Raw genomic sequence first — 22,342 nt, forward strand, 5'->3', positions numbered from 1 at the left:
TGGTATTAGATTCCCACGAGTTTTATAATTTCTAGGCTTCTCCTCTTACGATCTTTAGATTTCCTGATCTGGTATAAAATATCTCTTCAAATATTATGAAGAACTTTTGCCAATCACCAGCCTTTAATAGAGTTTTAGAAAAAATGGTGACCATAGAGCTCTTTGCAATTCCGTTTATTAACGGGCTCAATGCATTTTATCCGCATCAGAGTTTTTATATTAACAAGCCCCGCAGCTTTTTTCATACAATGTGCGCATTTAGAATGAATATTATGAGTATTTATTCTAAATTTTTCTCTCTTCTTATAATCACAAAAAGGTGTGTAATCATTGAATATCGTTCACACAGCACTTTCTTTTATTTCTAAGCTTTTTAAGTAAATAGATAGTACACCGCTTGCACAAAAACTTGTCAAGCATCCAATCAAAATCATAAGAAAAACAGAATTACGCAATCGTTCTCTCATCTCTAAGCAAAATGCTAAGCCGTTTTATGCTTTTCTCCATTATCGAATATAGCTCGATACTAAATTCTGATTTTTCATAAAATTTGAGTGTTGTAGATATTTATTTTTTGCAAGTCATCTATCAGTATCAATTCTATACAAGACAATGTAGTGCTCATAAATTGAAATAAAGAATAGAAAACGGCTTTCCAATACATATGGAGACGCTCCCTTACTAAATAATTTTCTAAGGCATATTTCAAATGAAAACCATCTAAAGTATGTTGCACAATGGTACTACGAATGACAAATACAAATAGCATCCCCTTTATACACGGGACAAGAAGAAATATTTTTATCTCTTATGATAATTATAAAAACTTCCAGCAGTCAGATCTTCTAAATTCAGTCTCACCACAACAAGATTGGGTAGCAACACGAGACAAAGCCAACTTCATTGCTAAAGTTTCCATAACCACTCAATCAGATTCTCTGGATAAGCTTTTTTAAATTTCCCGTCCAATCCTCTCTGATGATCCCTTATAATCATTCTATGCCCCAAAATGATAACTTAACCCATGAGTTCGGAAAATGCCTCTCTAAAGGTAAAAGATCTTCTCATAAAATATCTATCTCTTTCTGATAGCACAGCATTTAAAGCCTTTTTTTCACATGAATAATTGTTTCACAAACACTGTATGGAACCTGTAAAATCTGTTTTTTGTTCTTTTTTTGATTTATTGCAAAAATCCAATTCAAAAATAAGGGAGTACAGAGTAAAATAGAGAATTGTCTCATATTTTTCTCTCACTCTACCGTCAAAACTTATGATCAAATTATATGTATTTTGCGCGTCTTGCTTGAATATGGGCGAGCAATCCTAATGTTGAACTATCGCGATTATCCGCTTTACTTTCTCCACGAAGAATGGGGAGTAACTCATTTGCTAATTCTTTACCAAGTTCAACACCCCATTGATCAAATGAATTAATATTCATTAAAATCCCTTCAACAAAAATACGATGTTCATAAAGTGCAATGAGACGACCGAGTGTGAACGGGGTTAATGAATCTTGAACCAGCGTCATGCTGGGGCGATTTCCTTTAAAACTTCTATGAAGTGCTAAATGATCTGCTTCACGTTCATCAACGCCATTTTTTATCAAGATATGCCGAGCATCTTCAACACTACGTCCTTTCATCAAGGCTTTTGATTGCGCTAAACCGTTTGCTAGCAACATCTCATACATAGAATGTAAATTTTTCTCATGCCCTTTTATAAATAAAATAAATTCTACAGGAACAACATCGGTTCCTTGATGCAGAAGCTGAAAAAAAGCATGTTGGCTATTTGTTCCTGAATCACCCCAAACGATCGGACCACTTGAAAAATTTAGTGGTTTTCCATCCAACGAGACTTGCTTCCCATTTGATTCCATATCAAGCTGTTGTAAATAAGCTGGAAAATGTATTAAGCGCTGTGCATAGGGAATGATAGAGCGTGATGAATAACCACAAATAACACGATGCCAGAACCCTAAAAGAGCAAATCGAATAGGAATATTTTTATGCAAAGGCATGGTTTTAAAATGTTGGTCCATTTGTAAAGCACCATTGAGAAATTGGCGAAAGTTTCGCCCCCCTACTGCAAACATAACAACAAGCCCAATGGCGGACCAAATTGAATAACGTCCTCCAACCCAATCCCAAAATTTAAAAACTCTTGTGAAATCTATGCCAAATTCTGCCACTTTATCAAGTGCACTCGAAACAGCAACAAAATGCGTGTGAATAGCTTCTTCCCCTAAATGTGAACAAATCCACTGACGTGCAACTTGAGCATTGACCATTGTTTCAGCTGTTGTAAAAGTTTTAGAAGCAATGACAAAAAGCGTTGTTGCTGGATTCAAAAGAGAGAGAGTATCAGAAATATGAGCACTGTCAGCGTTAGAAACAAAATGACAACGTGGACCATCATGATAAGGTTTTAAAGCATAGGTGACCATTGCAGGACCAAGATCAGAGCCCCCAATACCAATATTAACAATATCCCTTATTCTCTTTCCACTACTTCCTTTATAGCTGCCATCACGTACCTTTTCAGAAAATCTCTCCATATCTTTAAGGACGTCTTGAATATCGCCAATAAGATTATGACCATCCAGCATGAAAATTTCATCGGCAGGTAAACGTAATGCAATATGAAGAACGGAGCGTTTTTCAGTTGTATTAATAGCTTGGCCCGAAAACATTGCATCACGCCGCCCCAACACATCTGCTGCGACAGCTAAATCATCTAGAAGTTGCAATGTTTTGAATGTTACACCACATTTTGAAAAATCGAAAAGAAGATCATCAAGTCTGAGAGAAAAATGGGAAAAACGCTGATTATCCTCCACAAAATGCTGACGAATATCATAGACTCCATCCTTTGCAGCATGGTTTTTTAAAGCTCTTAATGCGGCTTCAAAAGCCTTTTCATTTCGAATCGAAAAGCTATCTGCCATAAGCTTATCCTATACGGTTATTGATCATGAAATCTTTGTCCAAACAATAACAAAGCAGAAAACGTCTCCTTGATTACATGCTCTTTTCACTGCTCACACAAAAAATGAAGGAATATAAAAGTAAAAAAATAAGATCCAAAAATGATACTTTTACAAAAATAAACTTTCAAATCTTTTCTACTTAATACATCATTTAACTTGATTGAGTTCTTTGGTTAAGCGCAAATCCTCTTCTGCTTTTGGTCTTATAAAACGCCCCAAAAAAAGATAAACAACCGGTGTAACATAAAGCGTAAAAATCGTTGCTAAACCTAAACCACCAACAATAACCCAACCTAAAGCTATACGAGCTTCTGCACCAGCACCTTTGGCTAAAACCAAAGGAATTCCCCCTAAAATGGCACAAATCATTGTCATACAAACTGGACGAAGACGAATATTTGCTGCTTCTTCTACAGCTTCACGCACACTTCTTCCCTGATCCCGTAATTGATCTGCAAATTCAACAATCAGAATACCATTCTTTGCCATAACGCCAATTAACAAAATTAATCCAATTTGACTGTAAATATTAAGACTCACACCACTTAAGAGCATAGCAATCACAGCACAACCTATCCCTAATGGAACAGTGGCCATGATAATGAATCCTGAAATAAAGCTTTCAAACTGAGCCGCTAAAACCAATAAAATAATAAAAAAGGCAATGCCGAAAACAATCATAAAATTAGAAGATGTTTCATTAAGTGTTTCAGCTTCTCCCAAAGGGACCACATAGGTTCCTTTCGATAACAAAGGAGAAGCAATTTTCTGCACAGTTTGGTAAGCTTCCCCTAAAGTGATATCTGGAGCAAGATTTGTGCTTAAAATGACAGCACTCATGCGCTTTTCCCGTTTTAATTGGGGAGCGATAGCTTTTTCATGTAAACGCGCAATAACAGATAAAGGAACATATCGATTATCTTTGGTCTTTAAAAAAATATTTTCTAAATCACTAGGACTTTTCATAGGATTTTTACGCGATATCAATTTAACATCGTAAGAATGATCATCCACGTTAATGGAACCAATCTTTTTACCATCCAACATTGCTTGTAATGTATCGCCCAAATTGGTGATATCAATCCCTAAATCAGAGGCTTTTTTTCGATTTATTTCAATAAAAAATTGTGGTTGTGTGGCATCAACAGTAAGACGTGGGTGAATAAAACGCGGATCAGCTTGTAAAGCACGCACTAATGTATCAGCAATGGGTTGTAATGTCGCATAATCATTACCAAGAATTGCAAATTGTAACCCTTGCCCCGTTCCTCTCACACCTAGAGAATTTCCCTGTGCAGCAAACACAAAAACTGCTGGAAATTGCCTAACCTTTGCATTAACATCTTTCACAATTTCTTGCTGATTGCGTAAACGTTTATCCCAAGACGAAAGCAATAAAACCAAAAAAGCAGTATTGGGTGAACCGCCAATACCCGCGATAGAGTAACTATTAGCTATCTCACCTGCATCACGTAATGGCTGTAAACTTTCTTCAATTTGCTCTACTTGCTCGTTCAAATATTGTGTTGAAATACCTTGTGGTCCATTAATAACCAAAAAGATAAGAGCTCTATCTTCTGCTGGTGTTAATTCTTGTTGCAACTTCGTATAACCTCCAACACAAAGCGCTGCAAAAACAAGTGAAGCAAAAACAACAGCCCAAGGCTTTTCTAAACACTTATGCAAACTGTACGTATAGGCCTTATGAAACAAAGAACCCCATTTATATAAAAAAGTAAAATGATGATGGGCTTCTTCTTCTTTCTCTTCGATATGTTCTTTGAGAAAACGTGAAACCAACATAGGACAAAGCGTCAAAGCAACGATTGAAGAAAGCAAAATAGAAATTGCCAAAACAAAACCAAATTCTCTAAAAAGTCCTCCAACTTGTCCAGGAAGAAAAGAAATAGGAACAAACACAGCCATTAAAGTCAATGTTGTTGCGATAACAGCAAAAAAGACTTCACGGGTTCCTAACACCGCTGCAGCCCTAGAACCTATCCCCATATTCCGCCATCGAACAATATTTTCCAGAACAACAATGGCATCATCCACAACAAGCCCTGTTGCCAAAACAAGCCCTAAAAATGTGAGAATATTCAATGAAAACCCTACAAGATAAATAGCAGCAATGGTCCCAATCAAAGCGACGGGCAGAGATACAGCAGGTATCAGCGTTACACGAATGTCTCTGAGAAAAAGAAAAATAACCAAGATAACGCTCAAAATAGCAATGACCAACGCAACCTCAACCTCATGAAGAGCGCTTTTAATAAAAATTGCATCGTCACTAATAACGTCTATATGTACGGAAGAAGGAACAACACTTTTGAGATTATTAACAACAGCTCTCACGCCTGCAGAAATATTAAGCGTGTTGGATTGTGCTTTACGCACAATACCTAATCCAATCCCTGTCTTTCCGTTGATACGAAGAATAACATTTTCTATATCGGGTGATAAAGTTACATGCGCCACATCACCAAGATATACATGAGGCTTTAAAATAACTTGCTCAAAAGATTCTGGTGTTGTTAAACGTGCAGTAGCACGAATAACTAAAGTTTGTTTAGAATTGCGTAGTGATCCTACGGGCACATCCGTTGTCATATCAGCAAGAACACGTGAAATATCTGCGACAGTTAATCCATAACTTGCAAGTTTTACTTGATCTATATCAATTTGAAAAATCTTTGTACGAGCACTATCGACCTGAACATCACCAACGCCATCAACCGCAGAAATTGCATCAACGATCTGATCATCTACAACTGTTGTTAAATCATCAATACTCATTGTTGATGATGTTACAACCAAATACATCATGGCAGCAGCATTCGAATCTGCTTTAATAATCAAAGGTGAATCGGCATTTTTGGGTAAAGAATAAGCAATGCGAGACAGAGCATCACGGATATCAGATGCCGCTACATTTAAATCAACACCAACATTAAAATTAATCTGTACACGGGAACGTCCAAAAGAAGATGTTGAAGAAATCGTCTTAACCCCTGAAACACGAGAAACGGCATCTTCTATAACTTTTGTCACTTCACGATCAATTGTTTCCGCCGACGCTCCAGAAAATACCGTTACAATCGTTGTTACTGGCGTATCAACATCTGGTAATTCTCGCACATCAACATTCAACCATGCTGCAAATCCTGCAATGATGATCATGGCATTTATAACAAAAGTAAAAACCGGTCTTCGAATAAATAAAGCAATGAGACCGCCTGGCTCCGCCTGTGACATTGGCTGCTTTGTGCTCAATTCTTGGCTCATTGTATATCCATTTCATAAACTGCTGATAATTACTGTTGATGGGACGTTGGATCATCAATAATTACTTTACTCCCTGGATAAAGCATTTGCACCCCTTGAATGACAACTTGATCACCATTTTCTAAAGAGGCTTTCACGAAAACTTGATCTGCTTTATGCTGAATAATCGATACGGGTATAGGCTCTACTTTTCCTTCTCTCACACGCCAAACAAATGACCCTTTATTATTCCATTGAATCGCCAGAGGATTAACGACAGGGAAAGATCCACCATGGAATTGTAAGGCAACAGAAAAGGACATACCAGACATGAGTGTATCTTTTTCATTATTGATTTCAACCTGAGCATGAAGTGTACGACTTTCTGGGTCAACGACATTATCAATCGCGTAAATATGACCAACAAAAGTTTTATCTGACTGCGCTGTTAATGTTGCTGTTACCTCATCTCCCTTATGGATCCGTGAAACATATCGTTCAGGAACCCATATATCGACCAAAATACGTTCTCTATTCTCAATACGGCCTATTACAGTATTAAGGGTCACGTTATTCCCCGCATCAACGGGTAGAATACCAACAACTCCAGGAATCGGTGCACGAATTGTTCGCCGCTCGAGGTCTACCTCAGCGTTACGCAAAACCAAATTTGCGTTATCCAACTCTAAGCGCGCTGTAATTTCTTGAACTTCCGTTGCTGTATTGCTAGCACGTAATTTAAGAATTCGCGAAAGTGTTAAAGCATTATTATCACGTTGTACTTTTGCTTTTGCGGCTGCTATTTCCTCCTTTTTAGAATCAAGCTTTGCAATTACATCTCCCACTTGTACTTTTGTACCAGCAGACACAAAAAGCCTATCAATAACACCTGGTGATAAAGGGGTTAAACCTACCTCAGCAAGTGCTTGTCCACTCCCTAGAACGTTAAGTTGTTCATAAAAATCTTGGACCTTTACAAGATCAACGACAACATTCGTCAGTGGTCTTCCCATTTTTCCCTTTGAAGTTTTATACAATATACTTGTTTTATTCACTATAGAAATGGGTTGTTCTGCACTCTGTTTTCCAGCCCAATAAGTAGCCGTTAAAACAACAATTAAAAACACCAATGGAAAGATCTTTTTTAATAACGCCATACATCTACCCTTGCTGTATCATGTTTATCTGAAATAGTTTTCAACAGTCATATCGGCGTTTTATACAAAAAACCAACAGCAGGTATATATCTTACCCCCCCACCGCAAAAACATATATCATCTCTGGCTGACTATTGTTCATAGACGAAAACGTCAAGTTAACTATCGTTCATATTGCGTGGTAAGGTCACAGCAGAAAAATGACTCTATCAAAAATCCAACTGCATCCATAATATATTATAAGTTTTTTTTAATATCTCATAAAAAAAGAGATTTTTTTTATGACGACCCAAGTTTCACTTGCATTTTTTTAATGAAACGATTAGGAACCCTTTGTCTTAGACAATGTAGAAAATTGAAATGTGTGCACCCGTAGCTCAGCTGGATAGAGCACCAGACTACGAATCTGGGGGTCAGGAGTTCGAATCTCTTCGGGTGCGCCATCTATCAATAAATTCAATGTCTTGCTCATGAATCTAAGCCTTTTGAATTTCTTTTATGTGATCTATATTTTTGTTTATCTTTGATCTTCTTATAGCTTTTTGTTCCATTCTATTGTGAGTCGTTTCTTAGCTATTTTGATAGAATGGGATGTTGAGCGGCCTTCAATCCAGCCCAAAGGTGTTTTTTATTAACAATAATCGTAGAGATTACATAAGTTGGTGTGTGCTGTTGCTTTCTTTTCTCAATCTATGCGCTTGTTTTTGATTTCTTCTGGGTTATATTTTTTAATCAGTTGGATAATTTTTTACGTGCTTATTTCTATCTTTTCCAGCAAGGAATCTTTCTGAACATTTCATTTTTGTTCTCCCTATCTTAAGAGAAACTTTAGGTATGTCTCCATAAATTGCAGTTTTTACCGCCTTCTAAAATTCTTCCAGCAGGCTATCCAGAATAACAAATATAAGATATCAATATCGCTGCGTAAAAAGTTTTTAAATTAATTACCCAAAACTTTCTTCTAATGTTCATCATTCATTGATATTAAAAGTAATATTGCAGGCTGGCTAAAAACTTATCGAAACTGAAAATACAGAGTTTTTTCCCCAAAAACGCTAAAACTCTTCTTGTGCTCTTTTAGTATTATCGCTTGCGCGATACATCATTGATCTCTATGCTATCTTATACTTTCTATTCTCTATGGTTTTTTTTCATTAATCCATAAAGTACAGATTCCAAATGTTAATAAAAGCTCCGTTTAAAGAATTTTTCCATGCCTAAAACAGATATTGAAATTGCTCGCACTGCTAAAAAGCAGCATATTACTGAAATTGCACAAAAAATTGGTATATCACATAAAAATCTCATTCCCTATGGCCATGATAAAGCTAAAATTTCTTCCTCCTACATAAAATCGCTTAAAAATCCAGATGGTAAACTTATTCTCGTCACGGCGATCAATCCCACACCCGCTGGAGAAGGAAAAACAACAACAACTATTGGACTGAATGACGCTCTTAATCTTATTGGCAAAAAAACAATAGCCACTTTGAGAGAACCATCTTTAGGCCCCTGTTTTGGTGTAAAAGGTGGTGCCGCTGGTGGTGGTTATGCGCAAGTCGTCCCAATGGATGACCTTAATTTACATTTTACTGGTGATTTTCATGCTATTACAGCAGCGCATAATCTTCTTGCTGCAATGATCGATAATCATATCTATTGGGGAAATACTCTAAACATTGATCCACGTCGCATTGTTTGGAAGCGCGTTCTTGATATGAATGACCGGGCATTGCGCGATATCGTTATTTCATTGGGAGGCATAACAAATGGTTTTCCACGCCAAACAGGTTTTGATATTACTGTTGCATCAGAAATTATGGCACTTCTTTGTCTTTCTGAAAATTTAGAAAACCTTACACAAAGACTCAAAAAAATTATTGTTGCCTATCGTTATGATAAAACACCCGTAACAGCGGCTGATCTCAATGCAGAAGGCGCAATGGCAGCTCTTCTCAAAGACGCCATACAACCCAATCTTGTACAAACAATTGAAAATAATCCTGTTCTCGTTCATGGAGGACCTTTCGCCAATATTGCTCATGGTTGCAACTCAGTTATAGCAACAAAAACCGCTTTAAAACTCGCTGATTATGTTGTCACAGAAGCAGGATTTGGAGCCGATCTTGGCGCAGAAAAATTCTTCAACATCAAATGTAGACAAGCCGGTATTGTACCAAATGCAACAGTGATTGTCGCAACGATTCGTGCATTAAAAATGAATGGTGGTGTGGATAAAAATAACCTGACAGAAGAAAATATCACCGCTTTAGAAAAAGGAGCCGCTAATCTTTTACGACATATCAAAAATATGAAGCTCTACGGTATCCCTTGTGTTGTAGCGATTAATCATTTTGACAGCGATAGCGATGCTGAAATAAGAACATTACAAGAAATAGTTGCAACAACTGGACACAAAGCTATTATTTGTAAGCATTGGGAAGAAGGTGGAAAAGGCGCAGTAGCACTTGCACAAGAACTCGTCACCTTAATTGAAAAGCAAGATTCCCATTTTAAAGTTCTCTATCAAGATGATATTCCCCTCATTCAAAAAATTAATTGTATTATAACAAAGCTATATGGTGGGCGTGGTGCTATCATCTCAGCTCCTATTTTTAAACAACTTGAATCGTGGGAAAAAGAAGGTTTTGGCACCTACCCTATTTGTATGGCAAAAACACCTTATTCTTTTTCTGCTAATCCCAAGCAATATGGTGCTCCTGTCGATTTTGAAATTCCTGTACGAGAAGTTCGTCTCTGTGCGGGAGCCGGCTTTATTGTTGTCATTTGTGGAGATGTTATGACCATGCCCGGTTTACCACATTATCCTGCCGCTGAAAAAATTCATCTTGACGAGAATGATCAAATAAAAGGACTTTCATGAGTTTATAACCATAAACTCTATCATTTATTACAAAAAGCATTTTATTACAAAAAAAAATAGAATTTTTAAAAGCTATATAGACAAATGTCTTGTTTATATGATATAAGCTCGTGTCCTTTTGATATGTCTTTAAAAGGACGTAGGTTTTTCCTATCATTTATGACACTGAAAAAAGCAGGATAAATAGTGCAAGTACTCGTTCGTGATAATAATGTTGACCAAGCGCTTCGCGCGTTGAAAAAAAAGATGCAGCGTGAAGGTATCTTCCGTGAAATGAAGATGCGTAGTTATTATGAAAAGCCATCTGAAAGGCGTGCTCGTGAAAAAGCTGAGGCTATTCGTCGTACACGTAAGCTTGCTCGTAAACGTGCGCAAAGAGAAGGTTTTGTGAGTAACGGACGAGCTGGTGCGATGAAGTGATGTGCTTTTGATGCATCATAGAATTGCATAAACAATAGAGAATGAGCTATCCTAGAGTTTTATCTTTATAAGCAAGTGCAAGAGGTTGTTTGCTTGTGGTGTTTTGTGTGTAATGTTATCTAGTACTTTAATTATACAAACGAGTGTGTTAATTATTTAAAAGTGATAAATTTCTTATCACAGAGATGTGAGTTTACTTCACTCTTGTAATTTTCAAAAATAGATAACAAACGACACTTTGGATATTTAAGCGACGTGTTCCTATGTAAAATGTGGATTGAGTGTAAGGTGTTTTGTTATTACTTTTCGCTATAATTTTTTTTATCCTTCAATATTCTGCATCTTTCAAAGATGTTAGATCAGCTTGCGAAACATGAATGACTATCGCAATATGTGATTGCGTATATAAGGATATGAAAATACATAATCCTATCCTCCGCCCCTTCACTTATGTAATGAAACGATATAATTTCATAACTCTTTATATCTCCTGATTCTGTTCTTCTAAAGGATACAGAATTTCCACCACTGCACTACAGATTCTATTTTCTTGATCAATCTCTTCTATTCACCGCTTATATCATTAATCTCATATAGGCGTATCGAATAATCCTTCCTCTTTCATTAAACTTTTTTACACGGAGCTGAAACACAAAAAAATTGAACAGAAACAGAGAAAATGCTCTTATTTTAATATGAGTGCAAGAGTCTTATATGCCCATTTCTGATGAACGTGTTTTTACAACTTAAGTAACGAATTAAAATTTATAACTTATTGATTTATATCCATAAATAATCGTTTTTTTCATATTAAGTTATAACTCTGAATACAGGAAAAACTCTTAGAAAAAAAGAGACAACATTTCAGCTCTGATTTCCTATACAAAAACTGCTCCGGCCACAATATACTTGACTGTTTTAATATCTTTCTCACGCTATACAGCTTGCTAAAAATCCAATATTATATACAGTTATCCCCTCATAAACGCCATAAGCACTCAGAAATTCAAACTTTTGTTTTTCTTATTTTGCTCTTCTCGTAACAATTTTTTCATTGTTTAGATCTCTTTAACGAGCGATATGGCATAATTTTTATCAGTCTCCAAACTTATCTTCCAGATTTTAAATGACCAATATATGACGAAATAAAGGAGTTCAGTGTGCAAAATTCTCGTTGGTTTCGCGTTTTAATACTCGCATCATGTATTTTAATAGTAAAAGTCATTGTATTGGGTTCACCGCATTTGTTGCAGGCACAAACCTTGAATCAAAATTTGGGCCCCAGTGGTTTGCCACTTCCGCGATTTGCTTCGATTAAACCTTCTCGTGTTAATGTCCGCATTGGGCCAGGAAGCAATTATTCTATCATTTTTACTTACAAAAAGAAGGGGTTGCCTATTGAAATCATCCAAGAATATGATCAATGGCGCAAAATTCGTGATGCAGAAGGGGATGAAGGGTGGGTGTATCAATCGCTTTTATCAGGAAAGCGAACTGCGATAACTATTCCATGGCAAAAAGATAAAACAAAAAGGCTGATGCTCCGAAAAAAACCCACCGACAACGCAGAACTTGTAGCAGAAGTAGAGCCTAATGTCATTGGCAACATCCACCACTGCGATGGAAAATGGTGCGAAATCACTCTTAATAATGTTCATGGGTGGCTTCATCAACCTCAATTATGGGGGATCTATCCTGATGAAAAAATAAAAGGTTGGTGAATATTAAAACATGCACCAAATTTAATTTTTATTCCTCATTGAGTATCCTTATTTCCTATCACAAGATTGACTTTTTGGTTTCAATCGAACGATCAAATCAACATGTGAAATTTCCATACCTTCTGGTGGTGTAGGCAAATTTTCAATAATCGGAAATTCTTCTAAATTGCAAGGAATATCAAGAATATGATTTTCACCTTCTATATAAAAATGGTAATGATCAGAAGTATTTGTATCAAACCAAGTCTTCGAACCCTCTACAGCAATAATCCGTAACAATCCTGCTTCAGTAAATTGATGAAGCGTATTGTAAACCGTTGCTAAGGATATAGGAACACCTGCCCTCACAGCTTCCTCATAGAGCTCTTCAGCAGTAATATGACGATTTCCTTCAGAAAAAATCATATGTGCAAGTTCTAATCGCTGACGGGTTGGACGCAAACCATTTTCACGCAAACGTTTTTCTAACATAGAAGTGGAATAATATTGCACACCTTCTCCACATTCTTTTGTGGACTGTTGTTTTTTATTGATATCTAATTTATTTGCATTCCCTAACATATTACGAACCCAAATATCTTGCTGCTTTAATAAGATAAAAATATAAAAAAATGGTAACAGTTATGGTGCAATCTTGTATTCCATTTTTAAATAATTATCCATGTAGAATACATAAAAAAGGGTTTTTGTCATTAAAAATGATATAAAATCATTTCCCTCTCTTTAAAATTTGCTCTAAAAGTAGATCGGGGAAAAGCGCAGAAATAAAGATATATGCAAATAAATGGAGTAACCATGGCTGAACAAAAGTCTCGCTACACTTACGAAGAGCTTCTAAGCTGCGCTCGCGGCGAAATGTTTGGTAAGGGTAATGCGCAATTGCCGGCACCGCCAATGTTGATGATTGATCGAATCACTCAAATTAGTGCAACTGGTGGCAAATACGATAAAGGAATGGTTCGTGCCGAATTTGACATTACACCAGACAACTGGTTCTTTAATTGTCATTTTATAGGTGATCCCGTTATGCCAGGATGTCTTGGATTGGATGGTATGTGGCAATTAACAGGTTTTTTTCTTGGTTGGTTAGGAGAACCAGGAAAAGGGAGAGCAATATCAACAGGTGAAGTAAAATTATCAGGTATGGTAACACCACAAACCAAACTTCTTGAATATGGAATAGATTTTAAGCGTATTCGACGGGGAAATTTAGTCTTGGGAATAGCTGATGGATGGCTAAAAGCAGATGGAGAAACTATTTATAAGGCGAATGATTTGCGTGTTGCTTTATTCAAAGAAGATTAAATGTTATTTTTACCAGGAAGAATTTTTTGCTATTCTGTATGGAATAAGGAGGTATGAATGCGTCGTGTTGTTGTAACCGGAATGGGGATTGTTTCCGCGATTGGGAATGACCCCCAAACCGTTTTAACCAGTTTAAGTGAAGCAAAATCCGGAATTTCTTACGCACCTCAATATGCTGAGTTAGGCTTTCGTAGCAGAGTTTACGGTAAACCTGATATTAATATAGAAGAACTCGTAGACCGACGAGCTTTACGTTTTCATGGACGTGGAACAGCGTGGAATCATATCGCCATGGATCAAGCAATTGCTGATGCTGGTTTAGAGCCTTACGAAGTATCAAACGAACACACAGGGATTATTATGGGCTCTGGAGGTGCTTCAACGCAGTCAATCGTCGAAGCTTCCGACATTACGCGCCAAAAGGGTCCGAAACGTGTTGGGCCTTTTGTTGTGCCTAAAGCAATGAGTTCTACAGCATCTGCAACACTGGCAACTTTTTTTAAAATAAAAGGGGTCAATTATTCAATCTCTTCAGCTTGTGCTACTTCCAATCATTGTATTGGAAATGCTTATGAAATGATCCAATATGGTAAACAGGATCGCGTCTTTGCCGGTGGCTGCGAAGATTTGGATTGGACACTCTCTGTTTTATTTGATGCTATGGGCGCTATGTCTAGCAGATATAATGACATCCCTCATAAAGCTTCACGAGCCTACGATGTCAATCGTGATGGATTTGTTATTGCTGGAGGTGCTGGCGTTTTAGTCCTTGAAGATCTAGAACTTGCTAAAGCGCGTGGTGCAAAAATCTATGGAGAAATTGTTGGTTATGGTGCAACATCCGATGGACACGATATGGTCGCTCCATCTGGAGAAGGAGCAGAACGGTGCATGCGCATGGCCCTTGCAACAGTCAATAATAAAATTGATTATATCAATCCTCATGCAACAGCAACGCCTGTTGGGGATCCTCCGGAAATAGAAGCTATCCGACGTATTTTTGGAGCGGGAGATCGATGCCCACCCATTTCTGCTACCAAATCTCTAACAGGGCATTCCTTAGGAGCAGCAGGTGTTCATGAAGCAATCTATACATTGTTAATGATGAATCATAATTTTATCTGTGAAAGTGCTCATATTGAAGAACTTGATCCAGCTTTTGCGGATATGCCAATCGTTCGTGAACGACGTGATCATCAACAACTGAATACCGTGTTGTCGAATACTTTTGGCTTTGGCGGTACCAATGCAACGCTTGTTTTTCAACGCTATGTATAAATGAGAGTTCTTAGTAATTGAAAAAATACGGTCTTACGGAGAATAATATGAAAGGTTTGATGGAGGGCAAACGTGGCCTTATTATGGGAATTGCGAATGACCATTCAATTGCTTGGGGCATTGCCTGTCAACTTGCGCAAGCAGGAGCTGAATTAGCCTTAACTTATCAAGGAGATGCTTTCGGAAAACGTGTTCAGCCCCTAGCAGATAAGCTTGGCTGCAAATTAGTTTTAGAGTGTGATGTTGAAAAAATTGAAAATGTAGACGAGGTCTTTGAGAAACTTGAAAACGAATGGAAAACTATTGATTTTATTGTCCATGCTATTGGTTTTTCAGATAAAAATCAGCTAAAAGGGCGTTACGTTGATGTTACAACGCGTGAAAACTTTCAACGTACAATGGTTATTTCAGCTTATTCCTTTACTGAAATTGCTCAGCGTGCGGGAAAGCTTATGCCTCATGGAGGAGCTCTTTTAACACTTACTTATGGCGCTTCACAGCAAGTGGTCCCTAATTATAATATCATGGGGGTTGCTAAAGCTGCTTTAGAAGCTATGGTCCGTTATTTGGCGGCTGACTTTGGCCCGCAAAATATCCGCGTCAATGCAATTTCAGCTGGTCCTGTTAGAACTTTAGCAGGTAATGGCATTGCAGCTGCCCGTGCAATATTCTCACATCAACGACGGAACGCCCCATTACGTCGTACCGTGAATATTCACGAAATTGGAAAGTCTGCTCTCTACCTACTCTCTGATTTGTCATCAGGCGTTACAGGTGAAATCCATTATGTTGATTCAGGCTATAATATCATGTCGATGCCAATACTTGAAGAACTGAAAAAAACTGAAGATTCCCAAGAAGGATAAAAAATATCCAACTAACAAATAAAATCGATTATCTGCAGAGTACTTGAGTCGCGTATTGAGTGTTTCTCTACTAGACCAAGCTTCATGGAGAAGTCCTTCAAATCCAATCTGTTGCACATATGATGTACATACAATTCTCACTAAGGGAACATGACCGGTTGCAGAAAAAATCATTACGAGATAGCAAATGGCTTGTTTCAAAAATTTTTAATACCTCTGATGATAAAGGAAACGAAATTCTCTTACAGTTATTATGCTTTCCTTTCAACTTTTCGAGCCAAGGATAATCCATATATTTCTCTCAAGCTAATCTTTATAAATATAACGCAAAGAACGTGTATGCCCCTCTATAAGGATAAGCAAACACAAAGCCAATTGTGTCATTATTATTGTTTTGCAAAGTGTTTTATAAAGAGCCGGTTTATCTCTCCAATTTGTTTTGCTGAAAATTTTGTGTTTTATGGGGTTCTTTTCCTAACAAAACCCGTACTTTTTGCACTTCTTATAAATCAATATCCAACCCCAAAGCCAACATATTTAGGATAAATATTAAGACGGTTTATTGCTGTCTTTGCTGTTGCGGTTTCCGTATGCTAGATAGGAGAAAATATGTCGCGTATTTTCCGTTGATTTATTTCTGAAATGGAAGGGAGATAACCTAATTTGGGGAAAAATATAAAGGCATAAAAGTAGGAACCGTCTTCCGGCTTTGCTATCATCCTTTAATTGAGATCTTACGTTTTTTTAAAGTATCTACCGCAATATTTTTTAATAATAAAGATTCCGCTTCACCTCATGCCCTTATTTTTCTCGTTCTTTAATGAAAGTATAAAGTAATCTCCATTATTTAAAAGATATCGCTTTAAAGGCCTTTACAAGTCGTAAAACTGAAAAAAAATGATGGTAAAGATGTGAACTGGATTTTTAAAACTTCATATACTTCCTAAATTAGGCTGTCTCCCCCGTTTCAGAAATTACGCAAACAGAGATACGTAATACCCCCCTTCTCTAGCATATAAAAGCCATTACACACAGCAAATAATATTGGAAATTGAATAATAGCAGTGATATTTCTAGCTTATATAAATTAAGAAACTACTCTCCAATGAATCTTCTATTATTCTGTTTGCAAATATCATTGTGAGAGGCGTTTAAGAGAAAATTGAAATATCTCTTTCATTACATTACACAAACATATGTGAGTGGAAACAATAATTTATTTTCAAAGAAGTGCTTAACAAGAGCCAAAACTTTTTATATTTCTATCATAGAATGTTTCTATTTTTTTTATGATTGAAATTATTTAAAATACAGGAATAATTATATTTCATTCTTGAGAGTGCGTCTTAGTAATGTGTTAGCCGCTTCAGTTGTGTTTTTACCACAATAGAGAATTTGATAAATTTGTTCTACAATGGGCATTTCTACCTCCACACGTTGCGCTAACATATATACTTCCTTGGTATTTAAGTACCCTTCCACAACCTGACCAATTTGTCTTTCCGCTTCTTTTATATCTATTCCTTTACCAAGAAATATTCCAAAACGTCGATTACGCGACTGATTATCAGTACATGTTAAAACCAGATCACCTAAGCCTGTCATTCCCATAAATGTGGAAAGCTCAGCACCCATAGCGCCCCCTAAACGGCTGATTTCAGCAAGTCCTCGTGTGATGAGGGCTATTCGTGCATTTGCCCCAAATCCCATGCCATCTGATATTCCTGCCCCAATAGCAATAACATTTTTGACGGCTCCCCCTAATTGAACACCAATCATATCTGAGCTTTTATAAACTCTAAAACTTCTGTCACAATGAAAAAGTTGCTGCAATTCTTTAGCAAACCCAACATCAGAAGCAGCTATCGTCATTGCAGTAGGCCAACCAATAGCGAGTTCTTTAGCAAAAGTTGGTCCAGAAAAAACCGCTAAAGGGATTTTTTCACCTAAAATCTCACGAGCGACTTCTTGTAAGAGACGTCCTGTACCACATTCTAAACCTTTCGTTGCCCAAATAACGCGTGAATATCGATCCAAATAAGGCTGAATATTATACAACACTTGATGAAATACATGGCTTGGAACAGCGATTAGTATATTATCACTTGCTGTTATCGCAGTTTTAAGCGAAGCTTCAAGGAATAAATTTTCAGGAAATCGAATATCAGGCAAATATACTTGATTACAACGTTCTTCTTGTAATTTTTTGATGTGTTGAGAATTATATCCCCAAAGTAAAACATTATGACCATTACGAGCAAGAGCAATCGCTAATGCAGTACCAAAAGAACCAGCACCAATAACTGTCATTGCAATGGTTTTCATTAATTTTTCTGATTATTCTCTAAATTATCGATTTCAGTTGCACATTATTATTAAAATAACTTCACTGTTCTCTTTAATATAAATCCTCTAAAACTAAAATGTTACTTCTTCGTAGCTTTATCTCACACAACATAAAAATGTGTTTCTCACGCTCTCTCTATCTGTATTGAATTGTACAAATACCATCCTTTGTATATTCTACAAATAGCTCTTTATCTCAAAAATCAAAGCTTGACTAAATGCTCAATGGACCGTCTTGTTAAAAATAAAAGCACATTCAAAATCATAATACTTATTCCACTGATATCTTACACTTAGCCCCCTCTTCATATCTTATTAATCTTTGCAACAACTCCCGTAGAGCTGATACGTGCCGCATCAGCTCTACAAGTATTTCTCACTCTATTCTACAGGAGTTTGCATACTTGGAACTTGCTCCATAGGCATCTCTGAACCAGGTATTTGATCCACAGGAGTTTGCATATTCGGAACTTGCTTCATGGGCACTTCTGAACCAGGTGCTTGTTCCACAGGAGTTTGTATACTTGGAACTTGCTCTATGGGCACTTCTGAACCAGGTGCTTGTTCCACGGGAGTTTGTATACTTGGAACTTGCTTCATAGGCATCTCTGAACCAGGTATTTGATCCACAGGAGTTTGTATATTCGGAACTTGCTTCATGGGCATTTCTGAACCAGGTATTTGATCCACAGGAGTTTGCATATTCGGAACTTGCTTCATGGGCATTTCTGAACCAGGTACTTGATCTACAGGAGTTTGCATACTTGGAACTTGCTCCATAGGCATCTCTGAACCAGGTATTTGATCCACAGGAGTTTGTATATTCGGAACTTGCTTCATGGGCATTTCTGAACCAGGTACTTGATCTACAGGAGTTTGCACACTTGGAACTTGCTCCATGGACAATTCTGAGTCCACCACCTTTTCTGACTGTTTTCTTACAGATATATCTTTGTTTGATAATTGCTCAGATACTGAAGAATCATTTACCCCTGATATTTCCGGTTCAATAACACGTCCTGAGCCACCCATCATATTATAATTCAAATGGGAAATAGCCCACCACGTACCTCCAATAATAACAAAAACGCAAATAGCAGCAAACCATAAAGCGCTTAAATTCCATTTGGCATCTGGACCAGAGTTCAAATGTAAAAAGAAAACAATTTGTACTATAATCTGAATAATTGCCATCCCAATAAGATATGCAACCTTTGTACTAATTGCCCAACTTCCCATCATTCCATACATCACAGGGATAAAAGAACCCAAGGTGAAGAATACAGCCAGAATAAAACCAACCAAATAGGAACCAGTACTGGGACCATGTGTTTCATTTTGCATGCTCATCATAACGCTCCTAATAGATAAACCATGGTGAAAACACCAACCCATACAATATCAAGTAAATGCCAAAAAATGGAAAGGCATGCTAAACGTGTTTTATTATTCTGATCCAAGCCATTACGACGAAGATGAAAAAACATCACAACCATCCACAGAAGACCAACACTTACGTGAAGTCCATGAGTGCCAACCAAAGCAAAAAATGCTGACCAATAAGCAGAGAGAATTTCCCGTCCAAAAAGCTGTAGACCTGTTGCAGAATCGATACCCGCATAAGCATTTGGATCGTAATAAAAGACCTCACTCAAAAGTTCATGGAATTCGTAAAGTTCCATACCAATGAAATAACACCCCAATAAAAAGGTTATAGCCATCCATAAACGCACACCACTGATGTTGTTTTTATGTGCTTGTACCATTGCAAAACCATAAGTGACAGATGAAAACAATAAGAAAGCCGTCTCAACTAAAACAAACTTTAAATCAATAAATTCATTGCCTGCTTTACCGCCGCCATAAGAAGCAGAAAAAACAGCAAAACTTGAAAAAAGTGTCGAAAACAGAATTAAGTCTGAAAGAATATAGACCCAAAAACCAAACATCATGACCGAGCCACTATCGTGGTGAAGTTTATCCACAGTACTCGCATCATTCATTGTTACTGCACTCATACTGTCACTCCTTGTTTTTTAAGAACAGCTGTAAAGGCATCTTCAGTTTTTTGTACTTCTTCAGCTCGAATATAATAACCATGGTGATCGCCTGTTAATGAACGACACACAAGCGTTGCAATAAAACCAACCAGTCCGATCGCAACGAGCCACCAAATATGCCAAACAAGCGCAAAACCAACAATTAATGAGAAGAAGCCAGCAATAATTCCAGCCGATGTATTCGATGGCATATGAATTTTTGTAAATCCACTTGTCGGACGTTGATAACCACTTTTCTTCATATTCCAATAAGCATCATCAGATTGTATCTCTGGGAGAAGAGCAAAATTATAGGAAGGAGGTGGTGAAGAGGTAAACCATTCAAGTGTACGTGCATCACCCCAAGAATCATTTAACGTTACCGGTAAGTGACCTTTATGCTTAATACCGTACCAAATTGCCAAAACAACCTGTAACACAAAACAAAGGATACCAAGTAAAATAATAAAAGCACCTAGAGCAGCAATAATAAACATCGGTTGCCAACCAGGTTCCATGTAATGCTGAAGACGACGCGTCGCTCCCATTAACCCAAGGGCATAAACAGGGAAAAAGGCGAGATAAAAACCGATAAACCAACACCAGAAAGATGCAATCCCTAGCATCCGATTTGGTTTATAACCGAAAACTTTTGGAAACCAAAAAGCAAGTCCAGATAAATAAGCAAAAACGACGCCTCCAATAATCGTATGATGAAAATGCGCTATCAAAAATAGCGAATTATGAAACTGCCAATCAGCAGGAACTATAGATAATAAAACACCCGTTAATCCCCCACCAACAAAAGTAAAAATCATTCCCATGCACCAAAGCATAGGAGGCTCAAAGCGAATCCGACCTTTATACATCGTTAGCAGCCAATTAAAGACTTTTACACCCGTTGGAACTGATATGATCATCGTAGCAATACTAAAGAAGGTATTTACAGCTTCACCACCACCCATTGTGAAAAAATGATGTCCCCAAACAAGAAGCGAAAGAATCAAAATTACCAACATGGCCCATATCATGGAAGTATAACCAAAGAGGCGTTTTGAAGAAAAAGTTGATACAACCTCAGAAACGATTCCAAAAGCAGGAACAACCAAAACATAAACCTCAGGATGACCAAAAACCCAAACATAGTTAATCCATACCATCGGATTTCCGCCCCCAACATTGGAAAAGAAATTCATACCCAAATAACGATCACATGCCAAAAGTGCAAAGGCTACAGTTAAGACAGGATAAATAACTAAAATAAGGACATTACTAACAAAAGCGCTCCAACAAAAAATAGGCATTCTCATCATTGTCATTCCAGGAGCACGCATCTTAATCAGAGTTGCAACGAAATTAACTGACCCCATAGTTGTCGCGATGCCAGAAAGCTGAAGTGACCATAAATAATAGTCTACCCCCGTATCTGGACTCGTTTGCAACTCTGTAAAAGGTGGATACATGAGCCAACCACCACGACCAAAATTACCAACACCCAGCGATATATTAATCAAAATCGCCCCAGCTGCCGTAATCCAAAAACCTAGATTATTTGCAAAGGGAAAAGCAACATCACGCGCACCAATTTGAAGCGGTATAAGATAATTAAAAAGGCCAAATAAAATGGGCGTGGCCATGAAAAAAATCATGATCGTGCCATGCGCCGAAAAAATTTGATCAAAATGCTCAGGGGGCAAATAACCCGCTGTTTCACTCCCAAGAGCTAAAGCTTGATGCGTTCGCATCATAAGTGCGTCCGCAAAACCGCGAACAAGCATAATAATTCCAAGGATTATGTACATAATACCGATGCGTTTATGGTCAACAGTTGTAATCCAATTTCGCCATAAAGCCCCCCACAACCCAAACGCTGTTAAAGCAACAACAGTAACTAAACCAATCACAACAATCGCGATACATGTATACAAAACAATTGGTTCATGTGCAAGCGCATGAAAAGCACCTGCTGTAGGATCTGTAAGTCTTCCAAACATTTCTCAACCCATTTCAAATGAAATTCAAGTTTTAAAGAAACCTTATATTAAAAGGGCTCTTTTTCTACTGACC

15 protein-coding genes, 1 tRNA gene and 1 pseudogene are annotated in these 22,342 nt (G+C 37.4%); 9 read left to right on the top strand and 8 right to left on the bottom strand.

What is annotated here, in order from left to right; all coding sequences use genetic code 11:
• The first annotated feature begins 749 nt into the window (after positions 1-749).
• Entirely contained in the window at positions 750-956 is a 207-nt protein-coding gene (locus tag NNJ85_RS03290; RefSeq protein ID WP_254473512.1) for a hypothetical protein, read from the top strand.
• A 326-nt stretch (positions 957-1,282) separates the two neighbouring features.
• On the opposite strand, the gene pgi is transcribed toward NNJ85_RS03290, so the two are convergent.
• The 3 genes from pgi to NNJ85_RS03305 all read right to left on the bottom strand — a co-directional run bounded on the left by pgi (position 1,283) and on the right by NNJ85_RS03305 (position 7,416).
• Positions 1,283-2,953 carry a glucose-6-phosphate isomerase gene (gene pgi / locus NNJ85_RS03295; RefSeq protein ID WP_254473513.1) on the bottom strand — a complete coding sequence of 557 codons (1,671 nt, stop codon included), beginning with the start codon at positions 2,951-2,953 and terminating at the stop codon, positions 1,283-1,285.
• A gap of 189 nt (positions 2,954-3,142) precedes the next feature.
• Positions 3,143-6,280 carry an efflux RND transporter permease subunit gene (locus tag NNJ85_RS03300; RefSeq protein WP_254473514.1) on the bottom strand — a complete coding sequence of 1,046 codons (3,138 nt, stop codon included), beginning with the start codon at positions 6,278-6,280 and terminating at the stop codon, positions 3,143-3,145.
• A gap of 29 nt (positions 6,281-6,309) precedes the next feature.
• Entirely contained in the window at positions 6,310-7,416 is a 1,107-nt protein-coding gene (locus NNJ85_RS03305) for an efflux RND transporter periplasmic adaptor subunit (protein ID WP_254473515.1), read from the bottom strand.
• Positions 7,417-7,782: 366 nt separating this feature from the next.
• Here NNJ85_RS03305 and NNJ85_RS03310 point away from each other — a divergent pair.
• From NNJ85_RS03310 to NNJ85_RS03325, 4 genes are all read left to right on the top strand, one after another.
• A tRNA-Arg gene (locus NNJ85_RS03310) sits at positions 7,783-7,859 on the top strand.
• Positions 7,860-8,629: 770 nt separating this feature from the next.
• Complete coding sequence (locus NNJ85_RS03315; RefSeq protein WP_254473517.1) at positions 8,630-10,300, top strand: formate--tetrahydrofolate ligase; 1,671 nt, start codon at positions 8,630-8,632, stop codon at positions 10,298-10,300.
• Between the two features lie 186 nt (positions 10,301-10,486).
• Entirely contained in the window at positions 10,487-10,720 is a 234-nt protein-coding gene (gene rpsU, locus NNJ85_RS03320; protein ID WP_005774473.1) for a 30S ribosomal protein S21, read from the top strand.
• Positions 10,721-11,880: 1,160 nt separating this feature from the next.
• Positions 11,881-12,441: an SH3 domain-containing protein gene (locus tag NNJ85_RS03325; RefSeq protein ID WP_254473519.1), complete on the top strand. Its 561-nt coding sequence runs from the start codon at positions 11,881-11,883 to the stop codon at positions 12,439-12,441.
• Between the two features lie 48 nt (positions 12,442-12,489).
• Here the strand turns inward: NNJ85_RS03325 and irrA are convergent, their stop codons facing one another.
• Positions 12,490-13,002 (bottom strand): iron response transcriptional regulator IrrA, encoded by a 513-nt coding sequence (gene irrA, locus NNJ85_RS03330; protein WP_305883485.1) that lies wholly within the window; start codon positions 13,000-13,002, stop codon positions 12,490-12,492.
• 234 nt (positions 13,003-13,236) lie between these two features.
• Between irrA and fabA the strand changes: the two genes are divergently transcribed.
• The 4 genes and pseudogenes from fabA to NNJ85_RS03350 form a co-directional block, all read left to right on the top strand.
• Positions 13,237-13,746: a 3-hydroxyacyl-[acyl-carrier-protein] dehydratase FabA gene (gene fabA, locus NNJ85_RS03335; protein ID WP_254473521.1), complete on the top strand. Its 510-nt coding sequence runs from the start codon at positions 13,237-13,239 to the stop codon at positions 13,744-13,746.
• A 57-nt stretch (positions 13,747-13,803) separates the two neighbouring features.
• Positions 13,804-15,024 (top strand): beta-ketoacyl-ACP synthase I, encoded by a 1,221-nt coding sequence (gene fabB / locus NNJ85_RS03340; RefSeq protein ID WP_254473523.1) that lies wholly within the window; start codon positions 13,804-13,806, stop codon positions 15,022-15,024.
• Between the two features lie 47 nt (positions 15,025-15,071).
• Positions 15,072-15,890: an enoyl-ACP reductase FabI gene (fabI, locus tag NNJ85_RS03345; RefSeq protein ID WP_254473525.1), complete on the top strand. Its 819-nt coding sequence runs from the start codon at positions 15,072-15,074 to the stop codon at positions 15,888-15,890.
• 832 nt (positions 15,891-16,722) lie between these two features.
• A pseudogene (locus NNJ85_RS03350) lies at positions 16,723-16,890 on the top strand (integrase); the annotation flags it as partial.
• Between the two features lie 320 nt (positions 16,891-17,210).
• On the opposite strand, the gene gpsA reads toward NNJ85_RS03350, so the two are convergent.
• From gpsA to cyoB, 4 genes are all read right to left on the bottom strand, one after another.
• Complete coding sequence (gene gpsA / locus NNJ85_RS03355; RefSeq protein WP_254473527.1) at positions 17,211-18,215, bottom strand: NAD(P)H-dependent glycerol-3-phosphate dehydrogenase; 1,005 nt, start codon at positions 18,213-18,215, stop codon at positions 17,211-17,213.
• 402 nt (positions 18,216-18,617) lie between these two features.
• The gene (gene cyoD, locus NNJ85_RS03360) at positions 18,618-19,589 is read right to left on the bottom strand and encodes a cytochrome o ubiquinol oxidase subunit IV (RefSeq protein WP_254473528.1); all 972 of its coding nucleotides are present in this window, start codon (positions 19,587-19,589) and stop codon (positions 18,618-18,620) included.
• Complete coding sequence (locus tag NNJ85_RS03365; protein ID WP_254473529.1) at positions 19,586-20,254, bottom strand: cytochrome (ubi)quinol oxidase subunit III; 669 nt, start codon at positions 20,252-20,254, stop codon at positions 19,586-19,588. The genes cyoD and NNJ85_RS03365 overlap by 4 nt, the downstream gene beginning before the upstream one ends.
• Positions 20,251-22,269, bottom strand: a complete 2,019-nt coding sequence (gene cyoB / locus NNJ85_RS03370; RefSeq protein WP_254473530.1) for a cytochrome o ubiquinol oxidase subunit I — start codon at positions 22,267-22,269, stop codon at positions 20,251-20,253. Before cyoB ends, NNJ85_RS03365 begins: the two co-directional genes overlap by 4 nt.
• Positions 22,270-22,342: the final 73 nt, after the last annotated feature.

This window comes from Bartonella sp. B1098 (assembly GCF_944896145.1).
In the GTDB taxonomy this organism is placed as follows: Bacteria; Pseudomonadota; Alphaproteobacteria; order Rhizobiales; family Rhizobiaceae; genus Bartonella.